We start from the raw sequence: 12,837 nt of genomic DNA, 5'->3' as shown, positions 1-12,837 counted from the left end.
GAGATTAAAAAGAACGGAAATAAAGTATAGTAGCTATACTTAAGGATAGATTTAACAACGATGGAACTTTTAGAAGATAAAAAATGTCTGGCTGGATCGGTTATCAATACATTAAAAGGCAAGTTCGCCCTAGAAATTCTATCAGCCATCCTTGATGGCCATCTACACTACGGTTATCTCATCAGAAATATTGATGGAATCAACCCCAGAATTCTCGCAACCCGCCTCAGAGCATTTGAGGAGGAGGGCATCTTATCAAGAAAGGTCCTGCCACTTATCCCACCTCAAGTCGAATACCGCTTGACAGATAAAGGAATGGCCCTCTATCCAATCATTGAAGCCATGAGAGACTGGCATTTAGAATACAACTAACGTCAGCCAGCAAAAAAGCTCAGCCAAACAGGCGAGCTTTTTTCATTTCTTCAGATTGAAACATCTCCTCCAGCATTTCATGTCCCTTTTCCTTTGTCAGCGGAAATTGGATGGCAGAAGTCCCTGTGATAGGTCGATTAGTCTTGATAATCAACTGGCCAATATTATATGTCGTCTGCGTATTTGTTAAATTCATCATCTCTTTAATCCTCATATTCCTTAAAATTACCAACAACCTTACCAATAATCCTTGGATTCTCTTCTAGGCTGAAGTACTTATCATCATATTTTTTATTAATCGAAACCAGTCTAAGGCCAGCTTCCTCACGGTAAACCTTCTTGATATAGAGGCTACCATCGACATCGACCGCATAGATAGCCCCATCATAATCAAAGCCCGTATCCTTAATCAAGACCACTGAGCCGTTGAGATAGGTTGGCTCCATCGAATCTCCTGAAACCCAACTTGCCACATCAAAACTAGGCAGGACCTCATCCGTATAAACTGTACTGTAGTCGCCGTCTCCAACCAGGCCACGCCCAGTGCCAGCCGACAGGCCTTCATAGACCTTGACCTCGGTCAAAGCTGGCCTCTTAGGAAAGACAAGGGGCTTTTCAGGACTCTTCTTTACTTGCGGCTTGCTAACTTCCTGAGCATAAGCCAGCAACTTTTCTTGTTGCTTGGGTTGCATGTTCTGTAAAGCCTCGATGATTGTGGCTGTGAGCTTGTCGGCAAGGAGCTGGGCAGGGCTGACCTTCAAAATATCAGATAACTGCATCAGATTTTCAAAACTAGGATAGGTCTTCCCCCGCTCCCAGTTAGAGTAGGAAGCCTGCATGATGCCCAGTTGCTCACAGAGCTCAACCTGGGTCATACCTCTCGCCTTCCGATAAATTTTGATGTTTTGTCCAAATTCCATAGTGTCCTTTTCAAAATATAGTTTCAAACTATATTTTTATTATAGCTTATTCAGCAAAATTTTGCAAGAAAAAATGACCCATTTTTTTGGATCATTTTTCTAAAATCTTAATACCTTCAGAACTGGCTACAATCACCTTTTTGACCATGTTGATGAAGAGGCCATGCTCAACCACACCACACATGCTCTTGAGCTCATCTGCTAATTTTTCAGGCTCTTTAATCACGCCTAGGTCCAGATCGATAATCAAATTCTTCATATCGGTCAACAAGCGCTCATCGCCCCTCATCCGCCAGCTCGGCTTATAACCCCGTTCTTCAAAGATACGGAAGAGTTGCTCTGCCCCATAAGTCACGACTTCCACGGGCAACTTAAAGGCACCCAACTGCTTACATGGCTTGCTGTCATCTACAATCCAGATGTAATCCCGAGAATAGCATGCCACCACCTTCTCCATCAATAGGGCACCGCCACCGCCCTTGATGCCGTTGAGCTCAGCGTCCACTTCGTCAGCCCCATCAACCGTCAAGTCAACATGGTCGACTTCATCGATCGACTTGAGGGGAATGCCGAGTTTTTCAGCCTGGCTCGCTGTCTCAAAAGAAGTGGTCACTGCCGTGATGCTCAAGCCTTCTTCTGTCATCAGCCTAGCAACTTCATCCACAAAATAAGCCGCCGTTGAACCCGTCCCAAGTCCCAGCACCATGCTATCTTTCACAAATTTTGCAGCCTCGACGGCCGCCGCCTGCTTTAGATTTTCCATAGTCTTATTATAACACGACTCGAAAAATCTTGATAGGGCTTTCTTAAATATTTTTAATCAGAAATTTTTCCAAAGGGATGGCCAACTGTCTCCTCAAAGCGTCTCAAATAAAAGCTTTGAAGCGTATAGCTCCCCAAACTGCCTAAAACATCCATAATCTCCTGGATTTTATTTTGCCCAGCCTCCCGGTCGATAAAACGATAGATAGCCAGCCCTTTTAGAAAATGAAAATCCATTCTGGTATAAAGCTCGTTTTCCCCAGGCAAATAAAGCTCCATCTGCTCGACCAGCTTCATGACCTCCTCTTCCGAGCCATCTCGTACAAGAATATGGCCGGCCCGTGAGGCAAAATTATAGATTTCCCGCGTGTATTTGGTGCTTCCTTGATAGCGGGTCAAAAATCGTCTTTCAAAAAAGTCTTTTAACAGCGATAAAATAAGACTTTTTGGCAACTGCTCGACGACAAAACCTGCAAAATAGATTTCATTGATCATCCACATGTCCACACCAAAAAGGTGCTCGTAACACTCTTCAGCCTCTTGCTCTGTCAAGCTCTGATAGCTTGCTTTAGCAGCCAGTGCTCCCCGCCTAAAGGCCGGCCCCAGATTGACCATCAAAAGATGAATGCTTCTCAGCTCATCCTTATCGCCTCGGTATCTTGCCCAGGCAATCCTCTGATAGCCCGCCTCATAAGGGTTCTGCTCAAAATTATCACAGAAGCGTTCATACTCTCCAAGACTGCTGTGCATGACCTGCATCATTTCTTTTAGCTTGCGAATATCTGGCAGGGTCTCATAATTTTCAAATCTGGAAAGGGCCCCTGCACTAATATACTGGCCAAAATCCTTTGATATCATACCCATCTGCTCCCTCATCTGGACAAAGGTATCGCCGTACTTCGTATCAATCCTGGCTTGCTTTCTCAGCATCTCTCGCCTGATTCTTTTTCTTCCCTTCATCTTTTCTCCTCCCTTTTAGCTTGATTTTATCACAAAGGATAGGCTTTTCCCGTCATGCTAAAGCCTAAAATTTGTAGCATTGGCAATGACTTAGGCAGGCTATGATAAAAATCCAAAACCTCATCCGTCAGTCTCCCCTTCATCGCCGGCTTATAAAAACTTGCTTGCAGGCTCCGGATGAGATTTGGAATGAAGATGCCTGACTCCAGCTTTTCTAAGGCCAGGCCTAGTTTTTCTCGCTCAAAGGGCGAAATCTCAGCATTTGCAAGCAGTCTCTTCAAGTCGTCGGCTAATTTAAGCCTTGTCGCTTCAAATTTTTCTTCCATAAATTACTCCTTTTTCTTTTATCATAACATGAGATTTTTTCATTTCCATTTTTGGAAATAAAAAAAGCCAAATCTCATCGATTAGCTTTCTTACTTCCTGAGTTTTTCTAACTCATCCTTTGTCAAATCCCGGTAAGATCCAGACTCAAGCCTACTATCCAAAAGCAAAGTCCCCATCCTCAATCGCTTCAGATAAGTCACATTCATATCCACTGCCCGAAACATCCGCTTGACCTGATGATAGACACCCCGATGAATAATCAGGCGAATCTCTGAGCTTTTCTCATTTTCATTTGTGGAAACAACGCTCAATTCTCCCTTAAAGGGATTCCCTTTTTCACCAAAAAGCTCGACACCTTCAGAAAATTGCTTGACCGTCTCCTCAGTCACCAGGCCGTCAATCTTCGCATAATACTCTTTTTCCACATGCTTACTAGGAGACAATAGTTCATGAGCCAAAAGGCCATCATTGGTCAGAAAAAGGAGGCCTTCTGTGTCCTTATCAAGTCGCCCTGCAGGAAAGATGTCCTTGCGATAATCCGCCGTATTCAGCAACTCAAGCACCGTCTGGTGCTGATTATCCTGGGTGACAGAAACAAAGCCGGCCGGCTTGTTCATCATATAATAAAAGAGGGTCTGATGATGCAACATTTTTCCATCAAAGGCAATCTCATCCTCATTGGCATCGACCTGAAATTTGTCAGAACGCACCAGGCTTCCGTTGACCGTGACCCTGCCTTTTTTTATAAAAGTTTTTACTTCTGAACGACTGCCTAAACCACAATCTGCCAGATATTTATCGAGTCTCATGCTATTATTTTACCTTAATTTTGTGTAAAATGGGTTTATGACATTAACACAAGAATTTGATACGATTGCGGCGATTTCTACGCCCCTTGGCGAAGGAGCCATCTCTATCGTCCGCCTCAGTGGGACAGATGCGATAAAAATTGCAAAAGAAGTCTTTCGTGGCAAGGATTTAGACCTGGTTGACAGTCATACCATCAATTACGGTCATGTTTACAATGATGAAGAGTTGGTTGATGAGGTCATGTTGTCCGTCATGCGAGCTCCAAAGACCTTTACCAGAGAAAATATCGTTGAAATCAATACACACGGCGGGATTGCTGTCACTCAAGAAATCCTCCAGCTCCTCCTCCGTCATGGGGCACGTCTGGCTGAGCCAGGTGAGTTTACAAAGCGGGCCTTCTTAAATGGCCGGATGGACCTGGCCCAGGCTGAGTCAGTCATGGATTTGATTCGGGCCAAGACAGATTTGGCCGCAAATATCGCTGTAAAACAACTTGATGGCTCACTGTCAACCTTGATTGCAAGCATTCGTCAGGAAATCCTTGAGACATTAGCCCAGGTTGAAGTCAATATTGACTATCCTGAATACGACGATGTCGAGACGATGACCAGTCAGCTCCTAGCTGAAAAAATTGCTGAATTTGAGCAACTTCTGAACCATCTCCTGTCAACTGCAAAACGAGGAAAAATCCTCAGGGAAGGCTTAAAAACAGCAATTGTCGGCCGTCCAAATGTCGGTAAATCAAGTTTACTCAACCAGCTCTTGAGAGAAGAAAAGGCTATCGTCACTGATATTGCAGGAACAACCCGTGATGTCATCACAGAATTTGCAAATATTGGCGGTGTTCCCCTTGAATTGGTTGACACAGCTGGCATTCGTGAGACAGATGATGTCGTTGAAAAAATCGGTGTTGAACGTTCAGTCAAGGCCTTGTCAGAGGCTGACCTGGTGCTATTAGTCCTTGACGCATCATCAACTTTGACCAGTCAAGATTTACAGCTCCTAGAGCAGTCAGAGTCAGCCACAAGGATTATCCTTCTCAATAAGACAGATCTGCCAGAAAAGATAGAGATTGACCAATTACCAGACAATTTCATTCGCATCTCTGTACTCAATAGTAAAAACTTAGAGGCAGTCGAAAACGAAATCAACCGCATTTTCTTTGCTGGCAACATCGAAGCAAAGGATGCTACCGTCCTCTCTAATGCTCGCCATATCGCCCTCGTAGAATCAGCTGTAAACAGTCTTGCTGAAGCTAAAAACAGCCTGCTAGCAGGTCTACCTGTTGATTTGATCCAGGTTGATGTGACTCGATGCTGGCAGGCCCTAGGAGAAATCACAGGTGACGGGGCTCCAGATGAACTCATCACCCAACTCTTCAGTCAATTCTGCCTAGGAAAATAATCAATCTTTCTCATTAGAAAAAAGCCTCATCAAAAGGCTTTTTTCTAATCAAATTCTCCTTCAACCTGGCTCTGCTGGATTAACCAGCGATGGACGGGCTCATCAGGTCTCTTAAAGACCTCAAGCGCTTCTTGTCTGGCCACTTCAAGGATATTATAATCATTGACCAGGTCAGCCACCAGAAATTCAGGCATACCGGACTGGCGTAGGCCAAAGATTTCTCCTGAGCCCCGCATCTTTAAGTCTTCCTCAGCCAGGATAAAACCATTTTGTGTTTTACACATGATTTCCATCCGTTTTTTTCCTGACTCAGATTTAGGATTCGCCACTAAAATAGCATAGGATTTTTTAGTTCCCCGGCCGACACGACCTCTGAGCTGATGTAGCTGGGATAAGCCAAAGCGGTCTGCATCCATGATGACCATGACCGTTGCATTAGGCACATCGACACCGACCTCGATGACAGTGGTTGACACTAGAACATCCAGCTTGGCTGACTTGAAATCCTGCATGATGGCATCTTTTTCCTCATTTTTCATCCGACCATGAAGAAGGCCTATCTCTACTTGACTTCCAAAGTAGGCTGTCAACTCACTGTAAAGTGCTTCAGCATTCTTCAAATCCAGGGCTTCACTCTCTTCAATCAAGGGCGAAATAAAGTAAACCTGGGCTTTTTTTGTCAACTCCTCAGCAATCCATTTCAGGACTTCAGGCATCTGTTCATGCTTTACCCATCTGGTCGTAATCGCTTGACGACCCTGAGGCAACTCGTCAATGATTGAAACATCCATATCTCCAAAGGCTGTAATAGCAAGGGTTCTAGGAATCGGTGTCGCTGTCATCATCAGAACATCTGGATTTTGACCTTTCTCTCGTAAGGTTTTACGTTGCTTGACACCAAAACGGTGCTGTTCATCTGTGATGACAAGGCCTAAGTCATGAAACTCAACCCCCTCCTGAATCAGGGCATGCGTCCCCACAATCATCTGAATCGCTCCAGATTTGAGCTCTTTTAGAATCTCCTTCCGCTCAGCTACTTTTAAGCCAGAGACGAGTAGGGCTATCTTTAACTCTGGAAAAGTTGACTGTAAACTTGCGGCATGTTGACGGGCTAGGATTTCAGTAGGAACCATAAGAGCCGACTGTAAACCTGACAGAACTGTTGCATACATTGACAGACTTGCAACCACTGTCTTTCCTGAGCCCACATCCCCCTGTAAAAGGCGATTCATATGGTAGTCAGACTTCATATCAGAAAGGATTTCATCCAGTGCCTTTTGCTGGGCAGCTGTCAACTCAAAGGGAAGACTGTCCTGTTTTTCCTGTAAAGCTAACGCATCAAAACTAATTTTCCGGCCAAATCTAGCAGCCTTTTCCTTATTTTTAAGGGCCTGAAGTTTCATCTGAAAATAGAAAAGCTCTTCAAATTTAACCCTTCGCAGTGCCTGCTTATGGGCTTCCATGTCCTTTGGAAAGTGCATGGCCACAATCGCTTCCTGTCTAGGCATCAGCCGGTATTTTTCAAGGAGATAATCCGGCAGATTTTCCTCTACATCAGACAAGACCTCAGCATCGAAGGCCGCCTGAATGGCCTTTACGAGCGTTGCCTGCTTCATTCCCTCTTTCAGATGATAGACCGGTGAAAAACCGTCATCTGCTTGGGCAATGATCTTCATCCCTAAAAGGGCCTGCTTGGCCTGCTCCCATTTCCCAAAGACAGCAATCTCCTTGCCAAGCTCTACCTTATCCGCCAGATAGGGCTGATTAAAGAAGGTCACTGAAATGACTGCCTCCTCCTGCTTAATTTTGAAGGACAGGCGGTTCCTTCCACGCCCAAAATACTGGACATTAGCCGGTGTGACAACCTCTCCAATCACTGTCGCCTTCTCCCCATCCATCAGCTCAAAAACTGAGCGACCAGCAAAGTCCTCATAGCGGAAGGGAAAATAGAGCAGGAGGTCCTGGAGGTTTGAAATGCCAAGCTTTTCAAAGTTCTCTGCCGACTTTGGTCCCACTCCTTTTAAGTATTGTATACTATCCGTAAGTTTCATAGTTCTTATTATAACAAAAAAACCAGCCTGAGAGCTGGTCTTTTCAATCTATACAAGTTGATTATTTAGCAATTTTAGCGAAGTATTCAAGAGTACGGATCAATTGTGAAGTGTATGACATTTCGTTGTCGTACCAAGCAACAGTCTTAACGAGTTGTGCGCCATCTACAGATGTTACTTCAGTTTGAGTAGCATCGAAGATTGAACCGTGAGTTTCACCGATGATATCAGATGAAACGATTTCGTCAGTGTTGTAAGCGAATGAATCGTTAGCTGCTTTTTCCATTACTGCGTTAATTTCTTCAGCAGTAACTTCTTTGTTGAGGATAGTTACAAGTTCAGTAACTGATCCAGTTGGTGTTGCAACACGTTGTGCGTGACCTTGAAGTTTACCTTGAAGTTCAGGAACGACAAGACCGATAGCTTTAGCTGCACCAGTTGAGTTAGGAACGATGTTTTCAGCTGCAGCACGTGCACGACGGAAGTCACCACCACGGTGTGGGCCGTCAAGTGTCATTTGGTCACCAGTGTATGAGTGAACAGTTGTCATTGTACCAACTTTGATACCAAATGCATCGTTGAGGGCTTTAGCCATAGGTGCAAGTGAGTTAGTAGTACATGAAGCACCAGAGATAACTGTTTCAGTACCATCAAGGATATCGTGGTTAGTGTTGAATACTACAGTCTTAACGTCGTTTCCGCCAGGTGCAGTAATAACAACTTTCTTAGCACCATTAGCGTGCAAGTGTTTTTCAGCTTTTTCTTTAGTTGCGAAGAAACCAGTTGCTTCAAGCACGATTTCTACACCAGATTCAGCCCAGTTGATGTTTGCTGGATCAGCTTCAGCAGTAACTTTGATGAAGTTACCGTTAACGTTGAAACCACCATCTTTAACTTCAACTGTACCGTCGAAACGACCTTGAGTTGTGTCATATTTCAACAAGTGTGCAAGCATAGCTGGGTCAGTCAAGTCGTTGATGTGTGCTACTTCAACACCTTCAACGTTTTGAATACGACGCAATGCCAAACGACCGATACGACCGAAGCCGTTAATACCAACTTTAACTACCATTATGTAGTTGCCTCCTTATTAGGGTGAAATTTTTTCAGAGCAAATGCCCTTACAACAAAGTTAATTATTGAACTAACTTACAAATAATATTTTAACACTTTTCCTAAATTTTGCAAGGAAAAGCGTTTGAAAATCCTTTCATGGTGGGAATGTCTAAAACTAGATGATGTAAAGGCTTTCACTTTTTATTCTTAGATTTGGATGCCTTAGAAAGACTGGAAAATAAGAGATTAAATTGTCCTCTAAAAGACATGATTTGATCAAAAATGTCCTCACCATCATGCAACATCTTGACGGTCACCCAGCCCAGAGACTCCGTGATGATAGAGGCAACGCTGGCATTGATCACACCACCCGCAATCGTTCCAACCGCAGGAATGAACTTCAAGAGATTACCGACAGCAGAACGGCCCAGACCTACAACCACCATCTCCTTTGCCAGTGACTTGGTCAAGCCTTCAGACCAGCTTTCTCCAAAAATCGCATAGAGGCGAGTCATCATGACCAGCTGTATAGGCACGAGCAAAAGAGCATCTGCAAAAGGCAGGGGGGTAAAGCCGACAATCGCGGCCGTCACACTGGCAAAATGGATGATTTTGTGAGCTTTCTTGCGGCTATCTCTGTCTAAATCCTTTAAGAAGTCATCAAAAATCTTGTCAAATTGCTCAGCTCTGGACTTTACAAAGGCTTCTGCCTGTTTACTGGTCTTGGCCAGTGAATTTTTAACGATGACGGCATATTTTTTAGGAATCTTCTTTAAGACGTCGTCAAAAAAAGCCCGAAAGTCTGCTTCCTCCTCTTTTGTTTCAAAGAGGTCAAGGTCTAATTTTTCTTGTTTCTTCATTACAATCCCCCATTCACATTTATTATAGAAAAAACATCCCTCAAAAAGAAATGTTCTACTTTATTATTCTATTTTCCAAAGAGGCGGGCGAAGAAGCCTCTATTACCAGCTGTCTTCATCTGCTCTTGAAGCTCAACAAAGAATTGTTGCTGGTCGCCCAGAGCCTTTTCCATCATCTCTTGTTGACGTTGGATCTGCTTGTCCTTTTCAGCCAACTGTTGGTCTTTTACAGTCAGTTGATGATGAAGTTGATCAATTTCAGAGTTTTTATCCCTCATGAGATTTCTGACCAAGTCTAACATTCCTGAGTCATCTTTTAAGGAAAGCTCGGTTGTCTGGCTCAAATCTGGCTTGTCAACCACTTCAGCTTCAGCAGTGACAACCTTCCCCATTAACTGTTCAAGCTGATGGATGCCTTCTTGCTTGACAACCGTAATGTTTTTTTCATTTTTTTCGACGTATTCTGAAGCAAGAGACTTTACACGTTTATTCATCGCTTGACGGGTTACACCAAAGAGCCCTGCGAGTTCTGTCACTGTTTTCGTATTCATGTTTACAATAATATCATAAGTCTGTCAATTAGTAAACCCCTGTCTAAAAGGATATTATTTCTCGGAAAGAAAGAAATATATTAAAATTAAATTAGAACTATTTTCGCAAAAAGGAGGACAGGATGAACCATAAAACTGAAAGTATAGAAAAAATAAAAGCCTATTACCATAAGGATCAGACGGGATTAAGCCAGAAGCAGGTCAAATTTTCTCGTGAAAGCTACGGCTCCAATGAATTTTCTGAAGCTAAAAAAGAAGGGATTTTTAAGAAGATTGGCCATCATCTCTTAGAAATCATGAATATCATTCTGCTGACAGTAGCGGTGTTTTCAAGCTATTTGGCCTTCATTGGAGATGGAAATTATACGAAGACTGCTGTCATTTTGATTATTGTCAGTATCAATGTCGTCATGGCTATCTTCCAGGAAAGCCGGGCAGAAAATGCCTTATCAGCCCTGAAAAAGCTCTCTTCTCCGACCTCAACTGTCATCCGTGATGGCAAGACCCAGACCATTCCTTCAAGTGAGCTGGTCTGTGGGGATTTGATCAAGTTGACAGCCGGTGTCCAGGTAGGAGCTGATATTCGACTGCTGTCAAGCAGTAGTTTACAGATTGACGAGAGTTCGTTGACAGGTGAATCTGAGCCAATTGAAAAGGATGCCAAGGCAGTCATCAGCCAAGAAGTGCCTTTAGGAGACCAGATTAATATGGTCTTTTCAGGGACTAATGTCTTAAATGGGACAGCAGAAGGTATTGTTGTCGCCGTCGGAAACCAGTCTCAGATGGGACAGATTGCCAGCCTCCTAGAAGAACAGGTCAAGGGAAAGACACCCCTGCAAAAACGGATTGACACCCTGGCAAAACGCCTTGCCTTCATCGCCTTTGGTGCTGGTGCCATCATCTTTTTCATCAATATCCTCTATGGGAATATTCCATTAGTCGATAATTTAATGACGGCTGCTGTCCTTGGTGTTGCTGCTGTCCCTGAGACCCTGCCTGTTATCGTCACACTGAGCCTGATTTATGGTGTGGAGAATATGGCCCACCGGCGTGCCATCATCCGTAATATTCCAGCCGTAGAAACCCTTGGAAATGCGACCGTCATTGCCTCAGACAAGACAGGGACACTGACACAAAACCAGATGTCTATCCAGAAGTTCTGGCTCCATGGACACCAGGTCTATGAACACGGCCATATCACGGATGCAGAGACCCGCTTCATTGAGCAATTTATCTTGGCCAGCAATGCCAGTGCCCACTTTAATAAAGAAGAGGAGAACTGGGAGGTCTTGGGCGACCCAACAGAAGCAGCGATTCTCCGCTTTGCCATTGACAAGGAAATCTATCCTTTCAAGCATGAAGCCAAGCGAATCATCGAAATTCCCTTTGATTCCAAGCGGAAAAAGATGACGGTCGTCCTTCCTTACGGTGAGAAATACCTGGTCTTGACCAAAGGGGCCTTTGACCGTCTGGCTCCAGATAATCTCCCTGAAGCCTTTGACATCCACGACCAATTTGCTGAATCTGCCCTCAGGGTTTTAGCACTTTCCCACAAGATTGTGGATAACTTGCCATCAGACCTGGAAAAACTTGAAGAAAATCAGACATTCCTGGGGATTGTCGGCATGATTGACCCGCCACGACCAGAGTCTAAGCAGGCTGTGACAGAAGCAAGAAGGGCTGGTATCAAACCTATCATGATCACTGGCGACCATGCCTTGACCGCCAAGGCTATTGCCTATGAGCTCGATATTTATAGAGAGAATGACCAGGTCGTTGATGGCATCCGGCTAAGCCATATGACAGATGAAGAATTAAAAGAAAATATTGAGAAAATTTCAGTCTACGCCCGGGTATCTCCAGAAGATAAGCTCAGGATTGTCAAGACCTGGCAGGAAAAAGGGCAGATTGTTGCCATGACTGGCGATGGGGTCAACGATGCTCCCAGCCTTCGGGCCGCTGATGTCGGGACGGCTATGGGTATCACAGGGACAGAGGTTGCTAAATCAGCCTCTGACATCGTCCTGGCTGATGACAACTTTGAGACCATCGTCGGGGCTGTCAGAGAGGGCCGGCGGGTCTATACTAACATCAAAAAGACCATCTACTACCTCTTATCGGCTAATGTCGCTGAAATTATGACCATGCTGATTGGTGCCATCATCGGCTGGGGATTGCCATTCACAGGGATACAACTTCTCTACATCAATGTCCTGGCTGATGGGATTCCAGGTTTCGGCCTCTCTCGTGAGAAGGCAGACAAAGAAATCATGGAGCGACCGCCGATTGGTGTGACTGAGAGCCTATTCTCAAGAGGTGTCGGAAAACGAATCGCTGTCTGCTCGACCGCCTTTATCATCACAGTCCTATCTGGCTTTGCTATTGGTCGCTTCCTAGAAGTAGGCGGTATGGTCGGCAGTCATCAGTTGGGGCAAACCATGGCCTTCATCGTCTTGACACTTGCTTCTACAATCAACGTCTTCAATGCCAGAAGCAATGAATCTATCTTGAAGATGGGCTTGTTAAGCAACCGGATGGTCTTTGGGACGACCTTGCTCTCGCTATCTATTACGGCTGTCTTTACTCAGGTGCCCTTCCTGATGAATGTCCTAGAAATCGTGCCGATGACCGGCTACCATTGGTTGATTGCTATTGGACTCAGCCTCGTATCAGTCCTTGTCATTGAGCTGACCAAGGCTATTCTCAGAAAGCAAGGCAAGCCTTTCATCCAGTAAAGTAAATGAAACAAAAAAATCAGCCAAAG

The 12,837-nt window shown here is 44.5% G+C and carries 13 protein-coding genes; 3 read left to right on the top strand and 10 right to left on the bottom strand.

Going from position 1 to position 12,837, the window contains the following annotated elements; genetic code table 11:
* Positions 1–60 precede the first annotated feature (60 nt).
* Positions 61–372 carry a winged helix-turn-helix transcriptional regulator gene (locus tag NtB2_RS05105; protein ID WP_109245864.1) on the top strand — a complete coding sequence of 104 codons (312 nt, stop codon included), beginning with the start codon at positions 61–63 and terminating at the stop codon, positions 370–372.
* A gap of 19 nt (positions 373–391) precedes the next feature.
* On the opposite strand, the gene NtB2_RS05100 is transcribed toward NtB2_RS05105, so the two are convergent.
* The 6 genes from NtB2_RS05100 to NtB2_RS05075 all read right to left on the bottom strand — a co-directional run bounded on the left by NtB2_RS05100 (position 392) and on the right by NtB2_RS05075 (position 4,150).
* On the bottom strand, positions 392–571 hold the full coding sequence (locus NtB2_RS05100) for a hypothetical protein (RefSeq protein ID WP_125194964.1): 180 nt from the start codon (positions 569–571) through the stop codon (positions 392–394).
* A gap of 4 nt (positions 572–575) precedes the next feature.
* Positions 576–1,292: an XRE family transcriptional regulator gene (locus NtB2_RS05095; protein WP_109245862.1), complete on the bottom strand. Its 717-nt coding sequence runs from the start codon at positions 1,290–1,292 to the stop codon at positions 576–578.
* 91 nt (positions 1,293–1,383) lie between these two features.
* Complete coding sequence (gene rpiA, locus NtB2_RS05090) at positions 1,384–2,055, bottom strand: ribose-5-phosphate isomerase RpiA (RefSeq protein ID WP_109245861.1); 672 nt, start codon at positions 2,053–2,055, stop codon at positions 1,384–1,386.
* Positions 2,056–2,108: 53 nt separating this feature from the next.
* A complete protein-coding gene (locus NtB2_RS05085) occupies positions 2,109–3,014 on the bottom strand; it encodes an Rgg family transcriptional regulator (protein ID WP_109245860.1) in 906 nt (301 codons plus the stop codon).
* Between the two features lie 29 nt (positions 3,015–3,043).
* Complete coding sequence (locus NtB2_RS05080; protein ID WP_109245859.1) at positions 3,044–3,340, bottom strand: bacteriocin immunity protein; 297 nt, start codon at positions 3,338–3,340, stop codon at positions 3,044–3,046.
* Positions 3,341–3,430: 90 nt separating this feature from the next.
* Entirely contained in the window at positions 3,431–4,150 is a 720-nt protein-coding gene (locus NtB2_RS05075; protein ID WP_109245858.1) for a pseudouridine synthase, read from the bottom strand.
* A gap of 37 nt (positions 4,151–4,187) precedes the next feature.
* Here NtB2_RS05075 and mnmE point away from each other — a divergent pair, with 37 nt between their 5' ends.
* Positions 4,188–5,555 (top strand): tRNA uridine-5-carboxymethylaminomethyl(34) synthesis GTPase MnmE, encoded by a 1,368-nt coding sequence (gene mnmE / locus NtB2_RS05070; protein WP_109245857.1) that lies wholly within the window; start codon positions 4,188–4,190, stop codon positions 5,553–5,555.
* A 44-nt stretch (positions 5,556–5,599) separates the two neighbouring features.
* On the opposite strand, the gene recG is transcribed toward mnmE, so the two are convergent.
* From recG to NtB2_RS05050, 4 genes are all read right to left on the bottom strand, one after another.
* The gene (gene recG, locus NtB2_RS05065) at positions 5,600–7,606 is read right to left on the bottom strand and encodes an ATP-dependent DNA helicase RecG (protein ID WP_109245856.1); all 2,007 of its coding nucleotides are present in this window, start codon (positions 7,604–7,606) and stop codon (positions 5,600–5,602) included.
* Between the two features lie 61 nt (positions 7,607–7,667).
* Positions 7,668–8,678, bottom strand: a complete 1,011-nt coding sequence (gap, locus tag NtB2_RS05060; RefSeq protein WP_109245855.1) for a type I glyceraldehyde-3-phosphate dehydrogenase — start codon at positions 8,676–8,678, stop codon at positions 7,668–7,670.
* A gap of 178 nt (positions 8,679–8,856) precedes the next feature.
* Positions 8,857–9,522, bottom strand: a complete 666-nt coding sequence (locus tag NtB2_RS05055) for a YcjF family protein (protein WP_109245854.1) — start codon at positions 9,520–9,522, stop codon at positions 8,857–8,859.
* A 68-nt stretch (positions 9,523–9,590) separates the two neighbouring features.
* Positions 9,591–10,073: a DUF536 domain-containing protein gene (locus NtB2_RS05050; RefSeq protein ID WP_225867049.1), complete on the bottom strand. Its 483-nt coding sequence runs from the start codon at positions 10,071–10,073 to the stop codon at positions 9,591–9,593.
* Positions 10,074–10,195: 122 nt separating this feature from the next.
* Here NtB2_RS05050 and NtB2_RS05045 point away from each other — a divergent pair, with 122 nt between their 5' ends.
* The gene (locus NtB2_RS05045; RefSeq protein WP_109245852.1) at positions 10,196–12,808 is read left to right on the top strand and encodes a cation-translocating P-type ATPase; all 2,613 of its coding nucleotides are present in this window, start codon (positions 10,196–10,198) and stop codon (positions 12,806–12,808) included.
* Positions 12,809–12,837: the final 29 nt, after the last annotated feature.

It is taken from the genome of Lactococcus termiticola (genome assembly GCF_003116835.1).
GTDB lineage: Bacteria > Bacillota > Bacilli > Lactobacillales > Streptococcaceae > Lactococcus > Lactococcus termiticola.
The sequence above is the reverse complement of the archived record's forward strand: the minus strand, read 5'-3'. Positions and strand labels throughout refer to the sequence as shown.